Source organism: Adlercreutzia faecimuris, assembly GCF_022669055.1.
Lineage (GTDB): Bacteria > Actinomycetota > Coriobacteriia > Coriobacteriales > Eggerthellaceae > Enterorhabdus > Enterorhabdus faecimuris.
In genome coordinates, this window is the sequence record NZ_JAJMLW010000001.1 from 946840 (window position 1) to 972495 (window position 25656).

Below are 25656 nucleotides of genomic sequence, written 5' to 3' on the forward strand. Positions count from 1 at the left end.
GCTCCATGGAGAACGAGAAGCTCGCGTCCACGCCCGCCCCCGCATCGCCCGCCGCCGGCAGCGCCCCCGCGCCCGCCGCGGCCACCATCCGGCTGGCCATCGACGGCATGCACTGCGCGAACTGCGCGGCCAACATCGAGAAGCACTACCGCGCCACGCCCGGCGTCGTCGACGTGGCCGTCAACCTGGCCAACAACACCGGCTCGGTCACCTTCGACCCGGCTATCGCCAGCGTCGACGACATGCTGCGCGTCTTCGACGACCTCTCCTTCACGGCCGAGGTCATCCCCGACGACGCCTCGCTCGTCGACGAGGGCCGCCGCGCCAAGGAGGCCGCGCGCGCCAGGCACGACCTGCGCGTCTTCGCCGCGTCCGCCGCGCTCACCGTCGTCATCTTCTGCATCGGCATGCTGCCCGGCGCCCACATGGCGGTGGGCTCCGCGCTCGCGGGCCTCATCACGCCCGACCCCACCCACGCCCAGGCCATGTTCGCGGCCAACCTGGTGCTGCTCGCGCTCACCATCCCCGTGCAGTTCGGCTGCGGCGCGCGCTTCTACCGGGGCGCGTGGGCGTCGCTCAGGAGCGGCTCGGCCAACATGGACGTGCTCGTGGCGCTCGGCACCACCATCGCCTTCGCGTTCTCGCTGTGGATCACGTTTCTGCCCGTGGCGACCGGCGACTGGGCGGGCCACCCGCCCGTGAACGACGGCATGCCCTACTACGAGACCTGCGCCATGCTCATCACCTTCGTCCTTCTGGGGAAGATCCTCGAGGGACGCGCGAAGGGGGCCACCAACCAGGCCATCGAGGCGCTCATGAACCTGACGCCGCCCACGGCGCGGGTGGTGCGCGGCGGCGCGGAGGTCGAGGTGCCGCTGGCCCAGGTGGTCGTCGGCGACGTGGTGATGGTGCGCCCGGGCGAGAAGGTGCCCGTGGACGGCGTGGTGGTGGAAGGCGCGTCGGAGGTGGACGAGTCGATGCTCACCGGCGAGCCGCTGCCGGCGCTCAAGGTGCCCGGCGACGACGTGACCGGCGGCACGGTGAACGCCGCCGGCGCGCTCACCGTGCGCGCGCTGCGCGTGGGCGCCGACTCCACGCTCGCGCGCATCGTGCGCGCCGTGGAGGATGCCCAGGGCTCGAAGGCCCCCGTGCAGCGGATGGCCGACAAGATCGCGGCCGTGTTCGTGCCGGCCATCCTCGCCATCGCCGCCGTCACCTTCTGCGCGTGGCTCGTCCTCGCGCCGCCCGCGGACGGCGGGTCGCTGCTCGAGCGAGCGCTCCTGCCGGCCATCGCCGTCATCGTGGTGGCGTGCCCCTGTGCGCTGGGGCTGGCCACGCCCACGGCGCTCATGGTGGGGATGGGCAAGGGCGCCCAGATGGGCATCCTCATCAAGGACGGCGAGGTGCTCGAGCGCGTGTGCAAGCTCACCGACGCCGTCTTCGACAAGACGGGCACCATCACCGAGGGCGCGCCGCGGGTGGTCGCCTGCGACGTGGCGCCCGGCGCCCTGCGCCTGGCCGCCGCGCTCGAGGCCCGCAGCGAGCACCCGCTCGCCCGCGCCGTGGTGGCCTACGCCGCCGCGTCCGGCGCGCTCGGGCCCGCGGCCGCCGCGGCCGAGCCCGGCACCGAGGACGCCGCCCGGGCCATCGCCGCCGCCCTGCCGCCCGTCGAGGCCTTCGAGGCCGTGGTGGGCCGCGGCGTGCGCGGCGTCGTGGAGGGCCACGACGTGTTCGTCGGCTCCCGCGTGGAGGTGGACGGCGCCGACGCGGGCGGCCTGGCCTTCGAGGACGAGCCCAAGCCCGGCGCCGCGGCCGCCCTGGCCGAGCTGCGCGAGGGCTACGGCGTCACGCCGCATATGGTGACCGGCGACGCCGAGGGCCCGGCGCTCGCCGTGGGCGCGGCCGTCGGCATCGACCCGGCCCGCGTGTCCTGGGGCGTCAAGCCGCTCGAGAAGGCCGACCGCGTGCGCGCCGTGCGCGAGGCCGCCGGCCCCGCGGGCGTGGTGGCCTTCGTGGGCGACGGCATCAACGACGCGCCGGCGCTCGCCGCGGCCGACGTGGGCGTGGCCATGGCGTCCGGCACCGACGTGGCCCTCGACGCCGGCTCGGTGGTGCTCATGCGCAACCGCCTGGGCGATCTGGCCTGCGCCGTGCGCCTGTCGCGCGCCACCATGCGCAAGATCAAGCAGAACCTGTTCTGGGCGCTCATCTACAACTGCGTCATGATCCCGCTGGCCGCCGTGGGCATCCTGGCCCCGGCGCTGGCCGGCGCCGCCATGGCCTTCTCGAGCGTGTCGGTGGTTTGCAACTCGCTGCTCCTCAAGCGCTTCAGGTAGCGCGGCCGCCGGGGGGGCGTAGCGCGGCCGCCGGGGGGGCGTGGGCACGCCCCCGCGCCCCCGGCCGACGGGCGCACGGGGCCTCCACAGCCTTGCGCTATACTCCCTAGGTTCGCGACGCGGCCGGTGGGGGCCGCCCGTCGCGGCGGGCCCCGCGCGGGCCCGGCACTGCCAGGGCGCCCCCAGGCGCGACACGAGAGAAGGTCCCATGGATACTGCCGCCATCATCCTCGCCGCCGGCGCGGGGACGCGCATGAAGTCAAAGAAGCCCAAGGTCGCCCACGAGGTGCTCGGCCGCCCGCTCGTCCGCTGGGTGGTCCAGGCCGCCCGCGACGCCGGCGCCGGGCGCGTGGTCACCGTGGTGGGCCACGGCCGCGACGTGGTGGAGCCGCTCGTGGCCGACACCGACGTGGTGGTGCAGCGCGAGCAGCGCGGCACGGCCGACGCGGTGCTCGCGTGCGCCGACGCGCTCGCCGGCTTCGACGGATCGGTGGCGGTGCTCTCGGGCGACTGCCCGCTCATCACGGCCGACACCATCGCCGCGCTCTGCCGCGCCCGCGAGGAGGCCGGGGCCGCCGTGGCGGTGCTCACCATGGACATGGCCGACCCCTTCGGCTACGGGCGCATCGTCCGCGACGCCGCGGGCCAGGTCGAGCGCATCGTCGAACAGAAGGACGCCACGGCCGAGGAGGCGGCCCTCACCGAGTGCAACTCCGGCTTCTACTGCTTCGACGCGCGCGCCCTGTTCGACGCGCTGGCCCAGGTGGGCAGCGACAACGCCCAGGGCGAGTTCTACCTGACCGACGTCATCGCCATCAGCCGCGCGGCCGGCCGCCCCGTCGTGGCCCTGCGCGCGGACGACGCGACCGAGTGCCTTGGCGTCAACTCGCGCGTCCAGCTGGCCGAGGCGACCAAGGCCATGCAGCGCCGCGTCAACGCCGCGCACATGGCCGCCGGCGTCACCATGACCGACCCCGGCACCGTGTGGATCGGCCCCGACGTCGCCATCGAGCGCGACGTGGAGATCCTGCCCGGCGTCATGCTCATGGGCGCCACGGCCATCGGCGAGGACTCCCTCATCGGCCCCAACACCCGCCTCACCGACACCCGCGTCGGCCGCGGCTGCGTCGTCGACGAGACCGTCGCCGTGGAGGCCCTCATCGAGGACGGCGCCACCTGCGGGCCGCGCGCCTACCTGCGCCCCGGCGCGCACCTGTGCGAGGGCGCCAAGGCCGGCACCCACGTGGAGATCAAGAAGTCGACGGTGGGCCGCGGCTCGAAGGTGCCGCACCTGTCCTACGTCGGCGACGCCACCATCGGCGAGGGCGTGAACCTGGGCGCCGGCACCATCACCTGCAACTACGACGGCGCCAAGAAGCACCCGACCGTCATCGGCGACGACGTGTTCGTCGGCTCGAGCACCATGCTGGTGGCGCCCGTCACCATCGGCGAGGGCGCCATCATCGGCGCCGGCTCGGTCATCACCGAGGACGTGTCCGCCGGCGCGCTCGGCCTGGGCCGCGCCCGCCAGGTGGAGAAGCCCGGCTGGGCGTCTGATCACGCCAAGAGGGGGTAGCTGCGCTACAATAGCCAGCTAACGGAAGAACCCGCGCGCGGCGGGGCTGGCCTACCCTTGAAGGAGCGTCTCCATGACCGAAATGCAGAAGAGCCTGGCGTTGTTCTCCGGCTCGGTGAACCCCGAGCTGGCCGATAAGGTCGCCAACGAGCTGGGCGTGAGCCTGGGCAACGTGAAGCTCGAGCGGTTCTCCAACGGCGAGATCTACGCGCGCTACCTCGACAGCGTCCGCGGCGCCGACGTGTTCCTCATCCAGTCAGTGGCCGGCGACCGCATCAACGACGCCCTCATGGAGCTGCTCATCATGGCCGACGCCGCCAAGCGCGCCTCGGCCCGCACCATCACCGCCGTCATCACCCACTACGGCTACGCGCGCCAGGACCGCAAGGCCGCGGCCCGCGAGCCCATCACCGCCAAGCTGGTGGCCAACCTCATCACCAGCTCGGGCATCACCCGCGTCATGTCCATCGACCTGCACCAGGGCCAGATCCAGGGCTTCTTCGACATGCCGGTGGACCATCTGACGGCCCTGCCCATCCTGGCCGACTACTTCAAGGCGAAGAACCTCGACCACAGCAAGCTGTGCGTCGTGTCGCCCGACGTGGGCCGCGCCAAGGCCGCCAAGAAGCTCTCCGACATGCTCGAGGCCGACCTGGCCATCATGCACAAGGGGCGCCCCGGCCACAACAAGGCCGAGATCACGGCCCTCATCGGCGACGTGGCCGGCAAGATCTGCGTCCTCAACGACGACATGATCGACACGGGCGGGTCGGTGGTGGCCGCCGTCGAGACGCTCAAGAACAAGGGCGCCGAGAAGATCTACGTCTGCTGCACCCACCCCGTGTTCTCGGGCCCCGGCCTCGACCGCATGGCCAACCTGGACGTGGAGGAGGTCGTCGTCTGCGACACCATCCCCGTCCCGCTCGAGAAGCAGACGGGCAAGATCAAGGTGATCTCCGTGGCGCCGCTCTTCGCCCGCGCCATCGCCAACGTCTACTCCAACCGCTCCGTGTCCGACCTGTTCGACCCCGACTTCGCCCTGTAGGGCCGGGAAGAGCCGGGGAAGAGGGAAGACGGGCGAGGAATGTACCTGATCGTGGGCCTGGGGAACCCGGGCGATGAGTACGCGCACACGCGGCACAACGCCGGGTTCGACGTGGTGGACGCCATCGCGGACGAGATCGGCGTGCGCTACTGGAAGACGGAGTGCGGGGCGCTCACGGCCAAGGGCGCCTGGCACGACCACGACGTGGTGCTGGCCAAGCCTCAGAGCTACATGAACACCTCGGGCGGCCCGGTCAAGCAGCTCATGAACGCCTACGGCGTGGACGGCGCCCACCTCATCGTCGTCCACGACGAGCTCGACATCGACCCGGGCACCGTGCGCGCCAAGTTCGGCGGCGGGCACGCGGGCCACAACGGCCTGCGGTCGATCTGCGACAAGACGGGCACGCGCGACTGGTTCCGCCTGCGCATCGGCATCGGCCGGCCCCCGGGGCGCATGGCCGTGGCCGACTACGTGCTGTCGCTTCCCAAGCGGGAGGCCAAGGAGGACTTCGACTGCGCCGTGGACAAGGGCGCGCAGGCCGTGCTCTACCTGATCGACAACGGGCTGGAGAAGACGCAGCAGAGGTTCAACTGATGATCCGCCTGACCGACCGCGGGCACGTCTACGCCCTGTTCGCCATCGTGGTGCTGGCCACGGCGCTCGGCTCGCTCACCCAGACCGTGATGAACTCGATGCTCGGCGGCGTGGAGGCCGACTTCGGGGTGGACGCCGCCGTGGGCCAGTGGCTCACCACCGCCTACATGCTCGTGCTCGGCGTGACGGTGCCGGCCGTCACGTGGCTGGCGCAGCGGCTGCCGATGCGGCGCCTCGTGTTCCTGGCGCTCGGCATCTTCGTGGCCGGCGCCGTCGTGTCCGGCGCGGCCCCGTCCTTCGGAGTGCTGCTCGCCGGCCGCGTGCTGCAGGCCGTGGCCGCGGGCATCACGCTGCCGGTGCTCCAGTCCATCGCCATGACGCGGTTCCCGCCGGGGCAGAACGCCACGGCTATGGGCATCGCCGGCATCGCCATGGGCTTCGCGCCCAACATCGGCCCGCTCATCGGCGGCGCGCTGGTGGACTCGCTCGGGTGGCGCAGCTTCTACGCCATCCTGCTGGGCATCCTGGCGACGCTCGTGCTGGCCACCGCGCTCACCGTGCCCCGCGGCGAGGCCCCGACCCGCGACGCGCGGCTCGACGCCCGCTCGCTCCTGCTCTCCACGCTCGGCTTCGGCGGCCTGCTGCTCGGGTTCTCCGAGGCGTCCACCCTGGGGCTCTCCCATCCGCTGGTGTGGGCGGCCGTCGCCGTGGGCGCGGCGTGCCTCGGGCTGTTCGTGCGGCGCCAGCGCCGGGTGGACGACCCCCTCATCGACCTGCGCATCTTCGAGTCGCGCCGCTTCCGCGCCAGCTTCGCCGCCCAGAACCTGCTGTTCGCGTCGTTCATGGGCATCACCCTCATCGTGCCGCTGTTCGTCGTGGGGCTCCAGGGCGGCACGGCGCTCGAGGCCGGCATCGTGTTCATCCCCGCCACCATCATGGCGCTCGTGTGCAACCCGCTGGCGGGCTTCCTGGCCGACCGCGTGGGCGTGCGCCCGGTGACGGTGGTGTCGGCCGTGCTTTTGGCCGCCGGGTCGGTCGCCATGGCGTTCATGGACGAGGCCACGCCGCTGTGGGCCATGACGCTCATGCAGACGGTGCGCGGCCTGGGCGTGAGCTCGCTCATCGGGCCCTACGCGTCCTGGGGGCTCTCCAAGCTGCCGCGCGCCATCGTCATGGACGGCAGCGCCTTCTTCGCCACCGCGCGCCAGGCGTGCGCGTCGCTGGGGACGGCGGCGATGGTGCTGCTCATCACGACCGCGGGCTCGCTCGGCGCGGCCCCGGCCCTCGGCTACCAGCTGGCCTTCGGCCTGTCCGCCGCGCTGGCCGTGGCCGTGCTGGCCGTCACGCTGGCGAAGGTGAGGTAGCCCGTGGCCTTCCTCCTGGGATGCGAGCGCGCGCGGGTGGAGTTCCCCACCAAGACCGTCTTCGAGGGCGTGTCGCTCGGCGTGGACGAGGGCGCGCGCATCGGCGTGGTCGGCCGGAACGGCGACGGGAAGTCGACGCTTTTGCGCCTGCTGGCGGGGATGGTGGAGCCCGACGAGGGCCGCGTCATCCGCACGCGCGGCGTGTCGGTGGGCGTGCTCGGCCAGGCCGACGCGCTCGACGGCGCGGACACGGTGGGGCGCGCCGTGGTGGGTGACGCCCCCGAGTACGAGTGGGCCGCCGACGCGCGGGTGCGCGACATCATCGCGGGCCTTTTGGCCGACGTCCCGTGGGACGCGCGCGTGGGGACGCTGTCGGGCGGGCAGCGGCGCCGGGTGGACCTGGCGCGCCTCCTGGTGGGCGACTGGGACGTGCTCATGCTCGACGAGCCCACCAACCACCTGGACATCCGCGCCATCACGTGGCTCGCGGCGCACCTGCGCGAGCGCTGGCGCCCGGGCCAGGGGGCGCTGCTGGTGGTCACCCACGACCGCTGGTTCCTCGACGAGGTGTGCACCGCCATGTGGGAGGTGCACGACCGCGCCATCGACCCGTTCGAGGGCGGGTTCTCGGCCTACATCATGCAGCGGGTGGAACGCGACCGCCTGGCCGACCTGGCCGAGCAGAAGCGTCGAAACCAGCTGCGCCGCGAGCTGGCGTGGCTCTCGCGCGGGGCGCGGGCCCGGGCCACCAAGCCCAAGTTCCACGTGGCCGCCGCCCGCGCGCTCATCGCCGACGTGCCCGAGCTGCGCAACCCCATCGAGCTGCGCCGCATGGCCATGGCGCGCCTGGGCAAGCAGGTGGTCGACCTCGAGGGCGCCACGGTGCGCTTCGGCGACGGGCCCTGCGTGCTCGACCACGTGGACTGGATCATCGGGCCGGGCGACCGCTACGGCATCGTCGGGGCCAACGGCGCCGGCAAGACGACGCTCCTGCGCACGATCCAGGGGGTGCAGAGGCTCACGGCCGGCCGCGTGAAGATCGGCCAGACCGTGCGCTTCGCCGTGCTCTCGCAGCACCTCGACGAGCTGGCGAAGTGGGGCGACGACCGCGTGCGCCAGGTGATCGGCCGCTACTCGCGCCGCACGATGCTCGACGGCAAGGAGGTCACCCCGGCCCAGCTGCTCGAGCGCCTCGGGTTCTCGAAGGCCGACCTCAACGAGCCGGTGTGCGACCTGTCCGGCGGCCAGAAGCGGCGGCTGGCGCTCATGCTCATCCTGCTCGACGAGCCCAACGTGCTCATCCTCGACGAGCCGGGCAACGACCTGGACACCGACATGCTGGCCGCCGTGGAGGACCTGCTCGACGGCTGGCCGGGGACGCTTCTGCTGGTCACCCACGACCGCTACCTCATGGAGCGCGTGACCGACCACCAGTTCGCCATCCTGGATGGCAAGGTGCGCCACCTGCCGGGCGGCGTGGACGAGTACCTGCGGCTGGTCGACGAGCGCGAGCGCGCCGCGGCGCGCGAGGCGGCGGCTGGCGGCGCGGGCGCGGGCGGGTCGCGCGGCGCCGCGGGCACGCCCGCGGGCGGCGGAGCGCGGGGGGCGGCGAGCGCGGCGGCCCCGGGCGGCGTGGCCGCAGGCGACGCGGAGGCCCCGGTCACGGGCGCGCGCCTCTCCGGCGGCGAGCAGCGGGCGCTGCGCAAGCTCATGGCGTCCAACGAGAAGCGGGCCGACACCCTGCGCGGCAAGATCGAGGCCAAGCGCGCCGAGATGGCCCAGGCCGACCCGTCCGACTACCTGGCGCTCACGGCCCTCCAGGAGGAGATCGCCGACTTCGAGGAGCAGATCGACGCCCTCGAGCTCGAGTGGCTCGATGCCGCCGAGAAGCTGGGGGAGTAGCCCGTGGCGGCGTACCGGACCGTCGCGGGGGAGGCCGCGGCGGAGATCGTGGAGAAGAGGTCGCGGTTCATCGCGCGCATCGCGCCGGTGGCGACCGAGGAGGAGGCGCTCGCGTTCATCGAGGCCGTCCGCGCCGAGCACCGCATGGCGCGCCACAACGTGTACGCCTACGTGCTGCGCGGCGGCCGCGTGCGCTACACCGACGACGGCGAGCCGGCCAAGACGGCCGGGATGCCCACGCTCGAGGCCGTCCAGCACGCGGGGCTCGAGGACGTGGCCGTGGTGGTGACGCGCTACTTCGGCGGCGTGCTCCTGGGCACAGGCGGGCTCGTGCGCGCCTACGGCGACGCGACGCGGGCGGCCATCGCCGCGGCCGACGTGGTGAGCGTGTCGCGGGTGGTCGACGTGCTGGCCGAGGTGCCCTACCGCCTCTACGAGCCGGCGGTGCGCGCCGCCGAGGCCGCCGGCGCCCGCGTCCAGGACGCCGACTTCGGCGCGGCGGTGGCGCTCACCCTGCGCGTCCTCGACGGCTGCCAGGATGACCTCGCCCGCGCCCTCACCGAGGCCACCGCCGGCGCCGCCGAGCTGCTGCCGGGCGATCCCTTCGACGCCCCGTTCTAGCGACGGGCGCCGAGGTGCGCCGCCGGTCGCGTCGCGCCCATCGCGCCAAACGCGCCCCGTTCTGCAAATTCCGACGGTTTTGCACCCACGCAACGGCCCCCAGCCGCGATTGCGCCCATCGCCGCCCATCCCCACCTGGGGAAACGCGGGCGCCCGTGCGGCCAGGCGTCCCGAACGCCCGCGACGGGAGTGCAGAACCGGCGGAATTTGCGAAACGGCGGCGGTTTTCCGTGGCGTCGACGCGGCTGGCCTATAATGGTGCGCGACCGAAACGCCACCCGCGGGCGCGCCCGCGCCGGCCTGACGAGAGGGGCCCCATGTACGGACTGAGAACCGAGAGCGAATTCGACGCCGCCCACTTCCTCACCGACTACCACGGCAAGTGCGAGAACCTGCACGGCCACCGCTGGCGCGTCGTCGCCTACCTGGAGGTCGACGAGCTCCAGCGCGAGGGCACCTGCAAGGACATGGTGGTCGACTTCGGCGAGTTCAAGGGCGCCCTGCGCGCGCTGACCGAGCGGCTCGACCACCACTTCCTCGTCGAGGAGGGCTCGCTTTCCCCCGACACGCTGGCCTGCCTCGACCGCGAGGGCTTCACCCTGTTCACGGTGCCCTTCCGCGTGACGGCCGAGAACCTGGCCCGCTGGTTCTTCGACTGCCTGGCCGAGCTCGGCCTGCCCGTGTCCCAGGTGGACGTCTACGAGACCCCCGCCAACTGCGCGATCTACCGGAGGTAGCCCGATGACCAGAGACAAGGGAAACGACCTGCCCGACTGGCTGGAGAACGTCGTGGCCAAGGAGGAGAAGGCGCGCCGCCAGGCCGTCCAGGCCGCCGAGCGCCGCGCCGCGGCCGAGAACCGCGCCGAGATCATGCCCATCGCCGAGCGCTTCGTGTCCGTGAACGGCGAGGGGCCGCGCTCGGGGCGCCTGGCCGCGTTCATCCGCTTCGCCGGCTGCAACCTGCGCTGCGCCTGGTGCGACACCGCGTGGGCCCAGGGCTCGGACTCGGTGAGCGAGTGGCGCACCACCGAGGAGCTCGTGCGCTGGGTGCGCGAGGCCGGCGTGGAGTGCGTGACGCTCACCGGCGGCGAGCCGCTGCTGCAGCCGGGGGCCGCCGGGTTGGTGGAGGCGCTCGTGCGCGCGGGCGCGGCTGCCGCCGACGAGGGGGGCGCCACGTCCTACGCGTCGCTCGTGGAGCGCGCCTCGGCCGCGGCGGAGGAGGCGCCGGCCGCCGGCCCGCTGTTCGTCGAGATCGAGACGAACGGCTCGCAGCCCATCCGCCCGCTCGTCGCCCTGCGCGACCGCCTGGCCGAGGAGGGGCTGCCCGGCCGCTTCGGCTTCACGCTCGACTGCAAGCTGCCCGCCAGCGGCGAGGCCCGCGCCATGAACGAGGACAACTACGCGCTTCTGGGCGCCGACGACGTGGTGAAGTTCGTCATCGCCGAGGAGGACGACCTGGACGCGATGCTCGCGGTGGTGGAGGCCCACGGCCTGGGCGGCCGCTGCGGCGTGTACCTGAGCCCCATCATGGGCGTCGTCGACCCGGCCGTGGTGGTCGACTTCATGCGCGAGCACGCCATGGCCTACGCCACGCTGCAGCTGCAGCTGCACAAGATCATCTGGCCCGGCGTGGAGCGGGGCGTCTGATGGCGGGGGAGGAGCGCGTGGAAGCCGGGCCCGGCGCGGCCGTGGGCGCGCGGCCCGCGGCGGGCGCCGACGCGCCCAAGGCGCTCGTGCTGTGCAGCGGCGGCGTGGACTCGACGACGCTTCTGGCCCGCGCGGTGCGCGACTTCGGAGCAGCCAACGTCTACGCGTTGTCGGTGTCCTACGGCCAGCGCCACGCCCGCGAGCTGGACGCCGCCCGCGCCGTGGCGGCCTTCTACGGCGTGGAGCAGCGCTTCCTCGACCTGGCCGCCATCTTCGCCGACAGCGACTGCTCGCTTCTGTCCCACTCGGGCGCCGCGCTGCCCCGGGGCGCCTACGCCGACCAGCAGGACGCCGCCGAGGGCGCGCCGGTGAGCACCTACGTGCCCTTCCGCAACGGGCTGTTCCTGTCCTCGGCGGCCTCGATGGCGCTGTCGCTCGGCTGCTCGACGGTGCTCTACGGCGCGCACCACGACGACTGGGCCGGCAACGCCTACCCCGACTGCTCGCCGGCGTTCGTGGACGCCATGGCCCGCGCCATCGCCGAGGGCACGGGCGGCGAGCTGCGCCTGGAGGCTCCGTTCGTGAACGCGAACAAGGCCGCCATCGTGGCCGAGGGGCTGGCGATGGGCGTGCCCTACGAGCTCACGTGGTCGTGCTATGAGGGAGGCGAGGCCCCCTGCGGCACGTGCGCCACCTGCATCGACCGGGCGGCCGCCTTCGCCGCCAACGGCGCGGCCGACCCGCTGCTGGGCTAGCCCGGCGAGCGCGCCGGGCGGCACCGGCCCCGGCGCTGGGCATCGGCGCGCCGTGCCCGCCACGCCCCGCAGTGCCGCGCCGCCCCGCGTCCGCCTGCCTCTTCCGCATTCCCCGTCTTCCCCCAGAAAGGACCTTCCCATGACCTCCTCCAGCCTCTCTGCCGCCTTCGCCGACTTCCAGGCCCGCGGCGCCGGCCGCGACGACGCCGAAACCCGCGCCGGCGGCGTCACGCACCTCGGCAGCCAGGGCACGCGATACCCCTCCGACTACGACCCGTCGGTGCTCGAGACCTTCGTGAACAAGCACCCGGGCAACGACTACTTCGTGAAGTTCAACTGCCCCGAGTTCACGAGCCTGTGCCCCATCACGGGCCAGCCGGACTTCGCCACCATCTACCTCTCCTACGTGCCCGGCGAGCTCATGGTGGAGAGCAAGTCGCTGAAGCTCTACCTGTTCAGCTTCCGCAACCACGGCGACTTCCACGAGGACTGCATGAACATCATCATGAAGGACCTCATCGCGCTCATGGATCCGAAGTACATCGAGGTGTGGGGCAAGTTCACGCCGCGCGGCGGCATCTCCATCGACCCGTACTGCAACTACGGGCGCCCCGGCACCCGCTGGGAGGAGGTGGCCTGGAACCGCCTGGCCAACCACGACCTGTACCCCGAGAAGGTGGACAACCGCTAGGAGGCGCCGTGGGCTACGGGTACGACGAGCTCGTCGAGGCGCGGCGCCAGGTCGACTCGACGCTGCACAAGCTGCGGGAGACCCTGCGCACTCTCGAGGCGAAGGAGAACGCCACGCGGCTCAAGCCGCAGATCACGCTGGCGCGCCGGCGCATCGCCGCCTTCGAGGTGGCGAGCGACCTCATCGGCCGCGAGGCCGACGCCGTGCGCGCGGAGGCGGATGCGGCGGGCGCGCGAGGTGCGGACGACGTGCGAGGCGCGCGGCGCGCTGATGCGGCGGCTGACGCGTGGGATGCGGCGGACGCGGGCGCGACGCTGGGCGCGGGCGCGGCGGGGGAGTAGTCGGCTTTCTTTCGAGGCGCCTACGGGTTGGTTGCGAGGGCCGCGCGTCCGGCGCGGGCGGCCGTTGGCTGCCTAGGATGTACGCATCGCCGCCGGGTGGGTCCGCGCGGCGCATGGTTGCGAACATCCCGCAGAAAGGAGCGACTTATGGCCATCCTGTCCAATCCGTTCGTCATGGAAGTGCCGCGCAAGCTCACCGACGAGGAGCTCGTGAACGCCATCCGCCAGGATCTGGTGGGCGAGCTCGAGGCCATCCACGAGTACGACGCGCACGTCCAGGCCACCGACAACGAGGACGCCAAGAAGGTGCTCTCCGACATCCGCGACGAGGAGCGCGAGCACATGGGCGAGCTGCTCGAGCTGCTGGAGCGTCTGGCTCCCGACGAGAAGGGCCTGCACGACGAGGGTCGCGAGGAAGTCCGCGAGATGCTCGGCAAGGCCAAGAAGTAACGCATCCTGCCACCGCCAGGGCCCCGGCCGCGCCAAGCGCCCGGGGCCTTTCGCGTCCTCGGGCGCCACGCCCCGCCCACGTCCTATCCGTGTCCCGCCTGCATCGCGCTCCGCCTCCCAAGCGCGCATGTTCCACTCGCGCCCGCCCGCGCTGCGCACGTTCCGACACGCCCGCGCCCCGACTCCCAAGCGCGCATATCCAATCAGCCTTTTCCGCCAAAAATCGTACTTGTGCGCTCCGCTCCCTCCCTTCCGCGCCTCCTCCTCCGTTCCCTCTGGGTGTTTTCCCAGGAAAAAGACGCGGCTAACTTATCTGCCCGCCGTTTGCAGGCGCTCTGCGGGTTCACAAGTCCAATTTTTGGCGAAAACCCGTTGACCTGCACGTTACGTGCACGTTTATGCTTCGGGTGAGAACGACGCCGCCGTCCCTGCGCGGGGTGGCGGCCGGAGAGGGAGGAGCCGACGCCATGACCGATGGAAGAAACCAGTCGAACACCTGGAAGGGGCGCCCCGCGCTGTTCGTGCACGGGCAGCCGGAGGACGGGCGCCTCATGACCGCGGGGGAGGTGGCGCGCCTCGCCGACGTGAGCCCGCGGACGCTGCAGCACTACGACGACATCGGACTGCTCTGCCCGCGGCGCAGCGGCCAGGGCGTCGCCAACAACCGCAAGCTCTACGACGAGGGGGACATCGACCGGCTGGGTCGCATCATCGCGCTCAAGGAATACGGCTTCACGCTCGCTGAGATCAAGGGGGTCATCGATGCGGGCGACGGCGCCATCCTGGCGGTGTTCGACGAGAAGCTGGCGGCTCTGCGCCGGCGCGAGGCCGAGCTGCGCGACCTCATCCTGTTCGCGCGCTTTCTGGCGCTCACGGAATCGGACCTGATCGAGGGGCTCATCGCCGGGCCAGCCGTCATCGACGATCTGGCCGACGCCGCGCGTCTGCTGCCACCCTACGAGCACGGGCGCCGCTGGGACGACGAGATGGCGACGCCGGAGGAGCGCGCGGTGGCGTTCCTGGCGCTTGACAAGATCATCGAGGAGTTCAGGGAGGCGGGGACGGCGGGCGGCTTCGCGCCGTTCGAGCGGATGGTCGCCCTCCTGTCGTCGTGGTGGGACTTGTACGTGCATCCCTACGATGAGCTGGGAATACTGGGCTGGTGGGCGCTGTTCGAGGACGAGCGGCCCATCGCGGCCGAGGTGGAGCGCGTCGGGGGCGAGGCGATGTGCGCCACCGTGGAGACGGCGTTCTTCCTGGTGTTCCTGCGCCGGTTCATGGATGAGGCCGCTCCGCTCGTCCCGCTTGCCGCTGCGGCGTGGAAGCACGACCTCGCGTCGAAGGGCGCAGCCGTGGCGCGCCCCTTGGTGGCCGAGGCGCGATCGCGGGAAGCCGCCGAGGAGCTCGCGTGGCTGATCGGGCGCATGACCGGCGGGTTCTACGTCAAGAACGGCCCGGTGTCCGAGGCCTCGGGTCGGGCGGGGTACGCGCGGCTGCGCGAGCGCATCCTGCGCTTCGCGGGCAACGCGCTGGATGATGGGGAGATCATGACGCTCATCGACCCGGAGGGTGCCATCGGCATCGACGCGGGGGAGCTGCAGGTGGCGGCCGACGCCGTCGTCCGCGCGGTGGAGGCCGGCGCCGGCGGCCGCGACCCCTCCTGGTGGGAGGGCCTGCGCGACTAGGGGAGGGTGCGGTGCGATGCGTCGCCCCTCGCTCTGAAAGCGTGCTGGGTGTGGTTGCCACATGACGCCGTCCCTGCCTCGAAAGCAGGCTGCGCACGGTAGCAGTGCGATGCCCACCTGAAAGCGCGTCGGGTGCGCACGTCGTGACGGCCACCGCGCGCAGCGGCGGCGCCCTCCGGGTCGGGGGAGTCGGCCGCGGCGGGCGGCTAGAACGCGATGAAGTCGCCCACGCGGGCGTCGAGGGCGTCGGCGATGCGGATGAGGTCGTCGATGCCGACGGACACGCGCCCGGTCTCGATGCGCCAGATATGTGACTTGCTGCTGCCCATCATGAGCGCGAGCCGCTGCTGCGAGAGCCCTTGCTCCTCGCGCCGCCGGCGGACGGCAATCCCCAGCGCAGCTCTTTTCTCTTTGGCGTCCATGCCCAAAGGCTATGTGCTGGGCCACCTAAGATGGCTTCAAATCCGAAGTCATTTACCGTGATGGGGCGAGGAGGCTCGGCGGTGTCGCGCCCAGCGGGCGCCGGGCGGCAAAAGAGGGCCCCGTGTCCGGAAGACGCGGGGCCCTCTTAGCGGTGTAGGCGCGGGGGCGCGCTAGCGCCGGTTGAACGGCACCACGGTGGCGGGCAGGCCGTGCTCGTAGACGAGCTTGGGCTCGCCCTCGATGAGGGGCGCGAAGTAGCGCAGCGCCTCGTCCGAGACGCCCTGGTAGTCGGGCAGGATCCACTCGGCGGGCAGCTGGCGCACGTAGTTGGCGAACTCGCCCGCCGGCCCGGCGAAGAAGCGGGCCTCGTAGGGCGCGTCCAGGTCGGCGCGGGGCGCCACGCCCACCACCATGCCGGTGAACGCCGGGTCGGCCGAGCGCATGTGCGCGCTCAGGCCCAGCTCGTAGGCCTCGGTCATGTCCACCAGCGACTGCGCGAAGTTGGACGAGCGCGCCGCGCGCGACAGGTCCTGCACCACGCCGCGGGGCGCGATCCCCGCGTCCACGATCATCTGCTTCAGGGTGAGCGCCGCGCCGCCGAGCACCGCGTGGGCGAAGCCGTCGTTGGCCGTGTCGTCGGCGGCCAGGTAGGTGCCGTCGGCGTAGCGCGCGCCCTCGGACACCACGATGTAGCAGGCGCCCGTCTCGTCCATCTTCCGCTGCACCTGGGCCAGGAACGCGTCGCGGTCGAAGGGGGCCTCGGGCAGCAGCAGCAGGTCGACGTCGCCCGACACGCAGCAGCTGGCGGCCAGCCAGCCGGCGTCGCGGCCCATGGTCTCCAGCACGAACACCTCGGGGCGCTCGTAGGCGTCGTAGTCGAGCCTCGTGGCGTGGGTCACCAGGTTCGCCAGCTTGGCGGCGCTCGGGAACCCGGGGCAGTGGTCCACCGGCACCAGGTCGTTGTCGACGGTCTTGGGGATGCCGACGAAGCGCTTGGCGCAGCCGTTGGCGGCGGCCCACTCGGAAAGCGCGTCCACGGTGTCCATCGAGTCGTTGCCGCCGATGTAGAACATCACGTCCACGTCGTGGGCGTCCATGACCTCCACGAGCCGCCGGTAGTCGGCGTCGTTGCCGCGCTTGAGCTTGTAGCGGCAGGTGCCCAGCGCCGAGGAGGGCGTCTGCTTGAGCACCTCGATCTCGCGGGCGGGCAGGTCGGTCAGGTCGAACAGGCGCCCGGCCAGCACGCCCTCGATGCCGTGGATGCCGCCGAGCACGCGGCCGTAGACGGGGTTGAGCTGGTTGGCGCGGATGACGCCGGCGAGGCTGGCGTTGATGACGGCGGTCGGGCCGCCGGACTGAGCGACGAGGCAGTTGCCCATGGGGTGTCCTCCTTGTCCCTTCGGGTCGGCGCCGCGGGAGGCCCTGCGGCGGGCTTGCTGGGGCCACGGTAGCGCCGCGCCCGCGGCGCCGGCGACCCCTGGCCGGGAATCGTGCCCGAATTGTAACGAACCCGGGAAAGGGGGCAAGGGGGCAAATGACAGCCCACCGGGTTTGTGAGAAAATAACCACCGATCAAGCAGAGAAGACGACGCAGATGAATGTAGGTAGCACGTCATGCCAGCCCAGTTCAACATCCGGGCGGCCGACCCGGCGCGGACGGCCGCGTTCCAGCAGGCCCTCGGGCTCCCCCGCTTCATAGCCGCCACCCTCGCCGCCCGCGGCGTCGCCGACGTGGAGGAGGCGCGCGCGTTCCTGTCGCCCTCCCTCGACCGCGACTGGCTCAACCCCTACGACATCCCGGGCCTGCGCGAGGTGGCCGACCTTTTGGAGGAGGCCCTGCGCGAGCGGCGCCATGTCGTTGTCTTCGGCGACTTCGACCTGGACGGCATCTCGGCCACCACCGTGCTCACCCGCGGCCTGCGCGCCCTGGGCGGCAAGGCGACGCCCTTCATCCCGCGCCGCTTCGAGGAGGGCTACGGCATCACCGCCGCCTCCTACGCGCGCCTGCGCGAGCTCGGCCCCGAGGTCATCGTCACCGTGGACTGCGGCATCGCGTGCAGAGACGAGGTGGCCGCCATCGTGGCCGACGGCGTGGCCGTGGCCATCACCGACCACCACGAGGCGGGCGATCTGGTGCCCGAGGGCGTGCCCGTGGCCGACCCCAAGACGGTGGAGGGCTGTGAGAGCGCCATCCTGGCCGGCGTGGGCGTGGCCCTGAAGCTCGTGCAGGTCCTCGGCGCGCGGTTCGGGTTCCCGCACCTGTGGCGGTCCTACACCGACCTGGCCACCCTGGGCACCGTGGCCGACCTTATGCCCATGCGCGGCGAGAACCGGGCGCTCGTGGCCGACGGCCTGGCGCGCATGAACGCCAGCCCGCGCCCGTGCATCGCGGCGCTCATCGGCACCTGCGGCGCGAACGGGCCGCTCACGGCCACCAACCTCAGCTTCTCGCTCATCCCGCGGCTCAACGCCGCCGGGCGCATGGGCGACGCGTCGCTGGCGCTCGACCTGCTCATGTCCGACAGCTTCTCCGACGCCTGCGCGCTGGCCGAGCGCCTGGAGGAGGTCAACTCCCAGCGCCGCGCCATCGAGTCCGAGCTGTCCGAGACGGCCAAGGCGCGCGCGGCCGAGGCCTACCACGGCCAGCGGGCGCTCGTCGTGTGGGGCGAGGGCTGGCACGAGGGCGTGAAGGGGATCGTGGCCAGCCGGCTCGTCAACATCTACGGCGTGCCGGCGCTGCTGTTCACCGTCGACGGCGACGAGGCGCGCGGGTCGGGTCGGTCGGTGGGCGCGGTGAACCTGTTCGCCGCCGTCGAGTCGTGCTCCGACCTCATCACCCGCTTCGGCGGCCACGAGGCGGCCGTCGGCGTGACGCTGCCCACGGCCAACCTGCCGGCCTTCGCCGAGCGGCTGGCCGCCCTCATGGACGAGCTGCCCGAGGACGCCTTCCACCCCCGCGTGGACGTGGACGCCTGCGTCACTCTGGACGAGCTCACCCTGCCGGCCGTGGAGGCCTTAGACGTGCTGGCCCCCTTCGGCCAGGAGAACCCCGTGCCCACCTACCTGGCGCGCAACGTCACCCTGGCCAGCTGCCGGGCCGTCGGCGCCGACAAGAACCACTTCTCGTGCACGCTGTCCGACGGGCGCTGCGCGGTGTCCGGCATCATGTTCCACTGCCCCTCCATCGACGCGCTCCTGGGGACGGAATGCGTGGTGGACGCCGCGTTCTCCGTCCAGGTAGACGAGTGGCGCGGGCGGCGCTCGGTGAAGGCCATGCTCGACACCCTGGCGCCGGCGCGCACCTGCTGCGGGCTGACGGCCTGCCTCGACCCGCGGGCCCAGTCCTTCGTGGACGGCCTCTACGCCGGCGGCGACGGCTGCTGCGCGGCGCGCGAGCGGCGGCCCCGCGGCGCCTGCGAGCGCCTGGACGAGCGGCTGGCCCTGCGCGAGCGCTGGGCGGCCCTCGGCGCGGCCGACCCCGACGCCCTCGAGCGCGCGCTCGTGGAGGCCCTCATCGGCGACCGCGAGCTGCACCCCTCGCAGCGCGCCATCCTCGATAGGCTGCGCGCGGGGCTGTCCACCCTGGCCGTCATGGCCACGGGCCGCGGCAAGTCGCTCACCTTCCAGGTCTACGCCGCCCTGCGCGCGCTCACGGCCGGCGAGGCGAGCCTGCTCATCTACCCGCTGCGCGCCCTCATCGCCGACCAGGCCTTCCACCTGACGGCCGCCCTCGAGCGCTTCGGGCTGACCTGCGCGGTGCTCACCGGCGAGTCGTCGCCGGAGGAGCGCGCCCGCGTCTACCGGGGGCTGGCGAGCGGCGCGGTGGACCTCGTGCTCACCACGCCGGAGTACCTCGCCTTCCACGCCCCCGAGCTGTCCGCGAGCGGTCGCATCGGGTTCGTCGTGGTGGACGAGGCGCACCACATCGGCCAGGCCAAGGCCGGCCAGCGGGCCGCCTACGCCCAGCTGGGCCGGGCCGTCGCCCTGCTCGGCGCGCCGGTGGTGCTGGCCGTGACGGCCACCGCCCCCGACGAGGTGGCCCGCGACATCGGCGAGGTGCTGCCCCTGGCCGACCGCGTCATCGACGAGACGGCGCGCGACAACCTCTACCTCGACGACCAGCGCGACCTCAAGAACCGCGACGACTACCTGGCCAACCTGGTGGCCGCGGGCGAGAAGACGGTCGTCTACGTGAACTCGCGCGAGCAGTCGGTGGCGCTGGCGCGCCTCCTGCGGCGCAAGGTGCCCCAGCTGGCGCCGCTCATCGGCTTCTACAACGCGGGGCTCTCCCGCGAGGAGCGCGCCCGGGTGGAAGACCTCTTCCGCGCCGGCGAGATGCTCGTGCTGGTGGCCACCTCGGCCTTCGGCGAGGGCATCGACATCCCCGACATCCGCCACGTGGTGCTCTACCACCTGCCGTTCAACGAGGTGGAGTTCAACCAGATGGCGGGCCGGGCGGGCCGCGACGGGCTGCCGGCCGGCGTGCACCTGCTGTTCGGCCACCGCGACGTGGCCGTCAACGAGCGCATCCTGCACGACATGACCCCCGACCACGACGTGATGGCCCAGGTCTACCGCCGCCTGCGCACCGCCCAGCGCGAGGCGCCGGGCGACTACTTCTGCCTGCCCGACGACGACCTGGCCGCCCAGGCCTCCGACGCCCTGCGGGCCGTGAGCCCCACGTCGGCGGCGTGCGGCGTGGCGGTCTTCCGCGAGCTGGGGCTCATCGAGACGCGCGTGTCCTACCGCGAGGGGCGCCCCGTCCGCTGGATCCGCGTGGTGGAGGACGCTGCCAAGGTGGACCTGGGCGACTCGGTGCGCTACCGCGAGGGGCTCGGCGAGCGCAGCGTGTTCGAGGCGTTCCGCGACTGGGCCTTGCGCGCAGACCCCCAAGGGCTTATCGTGCGCGTGTCGCATCCCATCGTGCCGCGCGGCGGCCGATAGGGGACTTGAGAAGGGAAGGTGCGCCATGGGCGCTGAGCATAGAGACGGCGGGCCCGGCGCCCGCGAGGAGCTTCTGGGCGAGCCGGCGTCCGGCGCGGCCCAGAAGCAGACGGTGGACGCCCTCCTGGGCCGCCCCTACGTGGCCGAGCGCTCGGTGGTGCGCGGCGTGGGCCGCCACGGGGCCGAGCTCGGCTCGCGCACGCCCGAGGAGCGCTTCGCCGAGCTCCAGGAGCTGACGGGCGCCTACCTCTCGCCCGAGGAGGAGGCGATGCTCGCGCGCGCCTTCGCCTTCGCCAGCGCCGCCCACAAGGGGCAGTGCCGCAAGTCGGGCGAGCCGTTCATCGTGCACCCCATCGAGGTGGGCATCATCCTGGCCGACCTGCGCATGGACGCCGAGACCATCTGCGCGGCGCTTCTGCACGACACGGTGGAGGACACCAAGGTCACCTCCGAGGACGTGGAGCGCGAGTTCAACCCGCAGGTCCGCGCGCTCGTGGAGGGCGTCACCAAGATCACGCGCATCGAGGTGGAGAGCCTCACCGACGAGCAGGCCGCCACCATCCGCAAGATGTTCGTCGCCATGAGCCAGGACATCCGCGTCATCGTCATCAAGCTGGCCGACCGCCTGCACAACATGCGCACGCTCGCGGCCTTGCGCGAGGACCGCCGCATCTTCAAGGCCCGCGAGACGCTGGAGATCTACGCCCCCATCGCGCACCGCCTGGGCATCAACTCCATCAAGTGGGAGTTGGAGGACCTGGCGTTCTTCTACCTGGAGCCCAACAAGTACAAGCAGGTCAGCCGCATGGTCACCGAGTCGCGCGGCGCGCGGGAGGGCTACCTGCAGGACTGCATCGACGTGCTGCGCGACGAGATGGGGAAGGTGGGCATCGAGGCCCAGATCATGGGCCGCCCCAAGCACCTCTACTCCATCTACCAGAAGATGTCGCGCAAGGGCAAGGGCTTCTCGGAGATCTACGACCTCATCGCCGTGCGCATCATCGTGAAGTCGGTGAAGGACTGCTACTCGGCGCTCGGCGCCGTGCACACCCTGTGGCACCCGATGCCGGGGCGCTTCAAGGACTACATCGCCATGCCCAAGTTCAACATGTACCAGTCGCTCCACACGACGGTCATGGGGCCGGCGGGGCGCCCGCTCGAGGTGCAGATCCGCACCGAGGACATGCATCGCGCCAGCGAGTACGGCGTGGCGGCGCACTGGCGCTACAAGGAGTCGGGCGGCAGCGGCCGCGGCAACGCGGACGCGCTCGACCAGCAGCTCGCGTGGCTGCGCGAGATGGTGGACTGGCAGGACGAGACGGAGGACTCGCGCGAGTTCCTCAAGTCGCTCAAGATGGACCTCGACAACACCGAGGTGTTCGTGTTCACGCCGAAGGGCGAGGTCATGAGCCTGCGCGCCGGCGCGACCCCCATCGACTTCGCCTACGCCATCCACACCGAGGTGGGCAACCACTGCGTGGGCGCCAAGGTGAACGGCTCCATCGTGCCACTCACCTACGAGCTGCAGGTGGGCGACCGCGTGGAGATCCTCACCCAGAAGTCGGCCGGCCCCTCGCGCGACTGGCTCAACGTGGTGAAGACGCCCTCGGCCCGCAGCAAGATACGCTCGTACTTCTCCAAGGTGTCGCGCTCCGACGACCTGCAGTTCGGCCGCGACCGCCTCACCCGCGAGATGCGCAAGCACGGGCTGGGCATCTCCAACGCCCAGTCGATGCGCGCCCTGCGCACGGTGGCCGACGCCATGGGGTTCAACGACCCCGACGACATGCTCGTCCACATCGGCACGGGCAAGGAGAGCGCCCAGCACGTGGCCAACCGCCTGCTCAAGATCCTCGTGGACAAGGGCAACGAGGAGGCGCAGAAGCCCCAGATAGGGATGTCCGACAGCTCCACGGGCATCATGGCCCCCATGCTCACCTCGGTGAAGCGCCCCAAGAAGCACGAGACGCACTCGTCCCACGGCATCGTGGTGAAGGGCATCGACGACGTGCTCGTGCGCCTGTCGCGCTGCTGCAACCCCGTGCCGGGCGACGAGATACTCGGGTTCGTCACCCGCGGGCGCGGCGTGTCGGTGCATCGCGCCGACTGCCCCAACGCCATCGACCTCAAGAAGCACCCGGAGCGCATCATCGACGTGTCGTGGGAGGGCACGCCGCCCAAGGGCGCCTCCTACCAGATAGAGATAGCCATCGAGGCGCTCGACCGCATGAACCTGCTGCTCGACGTGACGCGCGTGCTCTCGGAGGCCGGCGCCAACGTGCTGTCGTGCACCACCACCACCCACCGCGACGGCATGGTGGAGATGCGCTTCCTGTTCCAGGTGTCCGACCTGGCCGTCATCGAGCGCACCCTGAAGCGCCTGACCGAGGTGGAGGGGGTCTTCGACGCCCACCGCATGGTCCCAGGCCAGGCCATCGGGAAGAAGAAGTAGCCGGAGTCGGCCGGAGGGGCGCCGGGGTTCCCGGCACGCTCCTCACGGCGGAGGGCTGTGGTAGGTTATACCACAGCCCTCCTTGCTCCGGGGAAGTGCCGGGAACCCCGGCGCCCCTCCGGCCTACGCGTCGGCTTGTGTCGGCGTGGGCGGTGCGGTGAGCGTCTTCGAGAGTGGATGAGAAAGGACTGAAGGCATGCAGAAGCGGCTCTTCGAGGTGCAGGGGCTCTGCGCCGATGTGGAGTACCTGGTCATGGGCCAGCTCCAGAACAACGTGTACGTCATCTCCGACGGACGGGGCACGATGGTGGTCGACCCGTCGTGCGACGTCGACGACATCCTGGCCGCGGTGGGGGAGCGCGCGGTGGACGCCATCGTGCTCACCCACGCGCACAACGACCACGTGGGGGCCGCCGCGGCCCTGCGCGAGGCCACGGGCGCGCCGGTCATCGCGTCGGCGGCGGACGCGGACGCCATCGAGGACCCGCGCCCCGGCGCCTTCCTCGACGCGGCCCCGGCCTGCCCGGTCGACCGCCGCGTGGCCAACGGCGACGTGGTCACCGTCGGGGGCATGGCCTGGAAGGTCATCTCCACGCCGGGGCACACCCCCGGGTCCATCTGCCTGTTCCTCATCCCGCAGTTCGGCAATCACGGCGACGGGCTGCCCATCCTCGTGTCGGGTGACACGCTGTTCGCCGGCACCGTGGGGCGCACCGACTTCGAGGGCGGCTCGATGGACGAGATGCGCGCCTCCATCAAGAAGCTGGCCGCCCTGCCCGACGACACCGCCGTGCTGCCCGGCCACAACGACCTCACCACCATCGGCGCCGAGCGCCGCCGCGTCTTCGCCCGCTTCGGCGACGAGGAGGAGTAGAGGCGCCGCTTCGTCCCCCAGCCTCCCTGTAGGCGGGGGGGAGCGCCGGACGGCCCGGGCATGCGGGGGCGTCGCGGCGCATCCGCCGGGGCCGCCCCGCCGTTGGCAACAGGTTCGTTCCATCTGCGGAAAAGGGTCGCCCCGGCTGGCGGGTTCCCGTAGAATTCGGATAAACTTGATGCGTTTGCGCAGCGAACCGTGGCGGCCGCCGGGCCTGCCCGCGTCGGAAGGACTTCCGTGACCATAGAGTGGACCCTTTTCCTCTCGGAGCTCTTGGCGAACCCCGTCCTGGCAGTGGTGACGCTGCTCAACGTGGGGGTCATCATCGTCAACGGCGCCACTGACGCCCCCAACGCCATCGCCACGGTGGTGTCCACCCGGGCCATGAAGCCGCGGCACGCCATCATCATGGCCGCCATCTGCAACTTCTTCGGCCTCCTGCTCGTATCCCTCGTATCCTCGGCCGTCGCCCAGACCATCTTCTCGATGGTGGACTTCGGCGGCAACTCCCACCAGGCCATCATCGCCCTCATGTCGGCCATGGTGGCCATCATCGTGTGGGGCGCCGCCGCCTGGTGGTTCGGCATCCCCACGTCGCAGTCCCACTCGCTCATCGCCGGCCTCACCGGCGCGGCCATCGCCGTGCAGGGCGGCTTCGACGCCATCAACGGCGCCGAGTGGATCAAGGTCATCTACGGCATCCTGCTCTCCACGCTCATGGGCTTCGGCCTGGGCTGGGTCAACTTCAAGGTGTTCGGCTTCTTCTGCCGCAACCTCAACCGGCCGCGGGCCAACCACTTCTTCCGCTGGGCGCAGATCATCGCCGGCGCGGGCGTGGCCTTCATGCACGGCGCCCAGGACGGCCAGAAGTTCATGTCCATCTTCCTCCTGGCCATCACCATGGCCGTGGGCCTGGGCATGAGCGGCGCGTCGATGGTGCTGCCCGTGTGGCTCATGGTGTTCTGCGCGCTGTCGATGGGCTTCGGCACCGCCGCGGGCGGCGAGCGCATCATCAAGTCCGTCGGCGTCGACATGGTCAAGATGGACGCCTTCCAGGGCTTCGCCGCCAGCCTCTCCACCTGCGTGAGCCTGGCCGTGGCCACCTTCGGCGGCCTGCCCGTGTCCACCACCCACACCAACACCACGGCCATCATGGGCGTCGGCGCCGCGCGCAACCCCAAGGCCGTCAAGTGGAGCATCGCCATCGACATGGTCAAGACCTGGGTGCTCACCTTCCCCGGCTGCGGCATCCTGGGCTTCGTCTGCGCGAAGCTGTTCCTGCTCATCCTCTAACGACGCTCGAGAAAGGGCCTCACCATGGCAAGGAAGAAGAAGTTCGACTACTTCGAGGCATACGAGAAGCTGTCCGACCTGGCGGTGCGCGAATCCGAGCTGCTGCTCGAGAGCTTCAAGTCGTTCGACGGCGCGCCGTCGCTGGTGGGCACCCTCGAGGCCGTCCACGAGCTGGAGCATCAGGGCGACGACATCAACCACGACATCTTCCAGAGCGCGGCCGTGGACTTCATGCCGCCCATCGACCGCGAGGACATCGTGGAGCTGGCCCAGGCCCTCGACAACGTGCTCGACAACGTCGAGGCCGTGCTGCAGCAGGTGTACATGTGCGACGCCCGGGTCATGCCCGAGGACGCGGTGCGCTTCGCCAAGCTGGTGAAGAAGAGCTGCGAGGCCCTCGACAAGGCCATGGAGGACTTCCGCAACTTCAAGAAGTCCAAGGCGTTCAAGCAGCTCATCGTGGACGTCAACACCTACGAGGAGGAGGGCGACACGCTGTACCTGACCGCCATGCGCGCGCTCCACACCCAGGAGAACCCCGACGTCATGCACGTGTTGCGCTGGTCGCGCATCTACAGCCGCATCGAGAAGTGCTGCGACGCCTGCGAGCACGCCGCCGACGTGATGAACACCATCCTGCTGAAGAACCTGTAGCACGCA

Annotated in this window: 21 protein-coding genes; 19 read left to right on the forward strand and 2 right to left on the reverse strand. The window is 71.6% G+C overall.

Annotation, left to right across the window (positions count from 1 at the left end; translation table 11 throughout):
- Positions 1-5: 5 nt before the first annotated feature.
- The 14 genes from LPT13_RS03340 (at position 6) to LPT13_RS03405 (ending at position 15010) form a co-directional block, all read left to right on the forward strand.
- On the forward strand, positions 6-2336 hold the full coding sequence (locus LPT13_RS03340; RefSeq protein ID WP_242163500.1) for a heavy metal translocating P-type ATPase: 2331 nt from the start codon (positions 6-8) through the stop codon (positions 2334-2336).
- A 208-nt stretch (positions 2337-2544) separates the two neighbouring features.
- Complete coding sequence (gene glmU / locus LPT13_RS03345) at positions 2545-3912, forward strand: bifunctional UDP-N-acetylglucosamine diphosphorylase/glucosamine-1-phosphate N-acetyltransferase GlmU (RefSeq protein ID WP_242163502.1); 1368 nt, start codon at positions 2545-2547, stop codon at positions 3910-3912.
- Positions 3913-3985: 73 nt separating this feature from the next.
- Positions 3986-4957: a ribose-phosphate diphosphokinase gene (locus LPT13_RS03350; protein ID WP_242163504.1), complete on the forward strand. Its 972-nt coding sequence runs from the start codon at positions 3986-3988 to the stop codon at positions 4955-4957.
- Between the two features lie 39 nt (positions 4958-4996).
- On the forward strand, positions 4997-5554 hold the full coding sequence (gene pth, locus LPT13_RS03355; protein ID WP_242163506.1) for an aminoacyl-tRNA hydrolase: 558 nt from the start codon (positions 4997-4999) through the stop codon (positions 5552-5554).
- A complete protein-coding gene (locus LPT13_RS03360) occupies positions 5554-6918 on the forward strand; it encodes a DHA2 family efflux MFS transporter permease subunit (protein ID WP_242163508.1) in 1365 nt (454 codons plus the stop codon). Before pth ends, LPT13_RS03360 begins: the two co-directional genes overlap by 1 nt.
- A gap of 3 nt (positions 6919-6921) precedes the next feature.
- Positions 6922-8820 carry an ABC-F family ATP-binding cassette domain-containing protein gene (locus tag LPT13_RS03365; RefSeq protein WP_242163510.1) on the forward strand — a complete coding sequence of 633 codons (1899 nt, stop codon included), beginning with the start codon at positions 6922-6924 and terminating at the stop codon, positions 8818-8820.
- A gap of 3 nt (positions 8821-8823) precedes the next feature.
- The gene (locus LPT13_RS11815; RefSeq protein WP_242163512.1) at positions 8824-9441 is read left to right on the forward strand and encodes an IMPACT family protein; all 618 of its coding nucleotides are present in this window, start codon (positions 8824-8826) and stop codon (positions 9439-9441) included.
- Positions 9442-9758: 317 nt separating this feature from the next.
- Positions 9759-10178 carry a 6-pyruvoyl trahydropterin synthase family protein gene (locus LPT13_RS03375; protein ID WP_242163514.1) on the forward strand — a complete coding sequence of 140 codons (420 nt, stop codon included), beginning with the start codon at positions 9759-9761 and terminating at the stop codon, positions 10176-10178.
- A 4-nt stretch (positions 10179-10182) separates the two neighbouring features.
- The gene (locus LPT13_RS03380; RefSeq protein ID WP_242163516.1) at positions 10183-11088 is read left to right on the forward strand and encodes a radical SAM protein; all 906 of its coding nucleotides are present in this window, start codon (positions 10183-10185) and stop codon (positions 11086-11088) included.
- 17 nt (positions 11089-11105) lie between these two features.
- The gene (queC, locus tag LPT13_RS03385; RefSeq protein ID WP_242163518.1) at positions 11106-11843 is read left to right on the forward strand and encodes a 7-cyano-7-deazaguanine synthase QueC; all 738 of its coding nucleotides are present in this window, start codon (positions 11106-11108) and stop codon (positions 11841-11843) included.
- 139 nt (positions 11844-11982) lie between these two features.
- Positions 11983-12534: a preQ(1) synthase gene (gene queF / locus LPT13_RS03390; protein WP_242163520.1), complete on the forward strand. Its 552-nt coding sequence runs from the start codon at positions 11983-11985 to the stop codon at positions 12532-12534.
- A gap of 8 nt (positions 12535-12542) precedes the next feature.
- Positions 12543-12875 carry a hypothetical protein gene (locus LPT13_RS03395; RefSeq protein WP_242163522.1) on the forward strand — a complete coding sequence of 111 codons (333 nt, stop codon included), beginning with the start codon at positions 12543-12545 and terminating at the stop codon, positions 12873-12875.
- A 147-nt stretch (positions 12876-13022) separates the two neighbouring features.
- Positions 13023-13325: a ferritin family protein gene (locus tag LPT13_RS03400; RefSeq protein ID WP_242163523.1), complete on the forward strand. Its 303-nt coding sequence runs from the start codon at positions 13023-13025 to the stop codon at positions 13323-13325.
- A 467-nt stretch (positions 13326-13792) separates the two neighbouring features.
- A complete protein-coding gene (locus LPT13_RS03405) occupies positions 13793-15010 on the forward strand; it encodes a MerR family transcriptional regulator (protein WP_242163525.1) in 1218 nt (405 codons plus the stop codon).
- Between the two features lie 206 nt (positions 15011-15216).
- Here LPT13_RS03405 and LPT13_RS03410 read toward each other — a convergent pair whose 3' ends face one another.
- Both LPT13_RS03410 and LPT13_RS03415 read right to left on the reverse strand, forming a co-directional pair.
- Positions 15217-15432 carry a helix-turn-helix domain-containing protein gene (locus LPT13_RS03410; RefSeq protein ID WP_242163527.1) on the reverse strand — a complete coding sequence of 72 codons (216 nt, stop codon included), beginning with the start codon at positions 15430-15432 and terminating at the stop codon, positions 15217-15219.
- A gap of 171 nt (positions 15433-15603) precedes the next feature.
- Positions 15604-16812, reverse strand: a complete 1209-nt coding sequence (locus LPT13_RS03415) for a diphosphate--fructose-6-phosphate 1-phosphotransferase (protein ID WP_242163529.1) — start codon at positions 16810-16812, stop codon at positions 15604-15606.
- A gap of 235 nt (positions 16813-17047) precedes the next feature.
- Here LPT13_RS03415 and recJ point away from each other — a divergent pair, with 235 nt between their 5' ends.
- From recJ to LPT13_RS03440, 5 genes are all read left to right on the forward strand, one after another.
- On the forward strand, positions 17048-20377 hold the full coding sequence (gene recJ, locus LPT13_RS03420) for a single-stranded-DNA-specific exonuclease RecJ (RefSeq protein ID WP_242163532.1): 3330 nt from the start codon (positions 17048-17050) through the stop codon (positions 20375-20377).
- A gap of 25 nt (positions 20378-20402) precedes the next feature.
- On the forward strand, positions 20403-22829 hold the full coding sequence (locus tag LPT13_RS03425) for a RelA/SpoT family protein (protein ID WP_242163534.1): 2427 nt from the start codon (positions 20403-20405) through the stop codon (positions 22827-22829).
- A gap of 196 nt (positions 22830-23025) precedes the next feature.
- Positions 23026-23703, forward strand: coding sequence for an MBL fold metallo-hydrolase (locus LPT13_RS03430; RefSeq protein ID WP_242163536.1), 678 nt, complete (start codon positions 23026-23028; stop codon positions 23701-23703).
- A 237-nt stretch (positions 23704-23940) separates the two neighbouring features.
- On the forward strand, positions 23941-24996 hold the full coding sequence (locus LPT13_RS03435; RefSeq protein ID WP_242163538.1) for an inorganic phosphate transporter: 1056 nt from the start codon (positions 23941-23943) through the stop codon (positions 24994-24996).
- A gap of 24 nt (positions 24997-25020) precedes the next feature.
- Entirely contained in the window at positions 25021-25650 is a 630-nt protein-coding gene (locus LPT13_RS03440) for a DUF47 domain-containing protein (RefSeq protein ID WP_242163540.1), read from the forward strand.
- Positions 25651-25656: the final 6 nt, after the last annotated feature.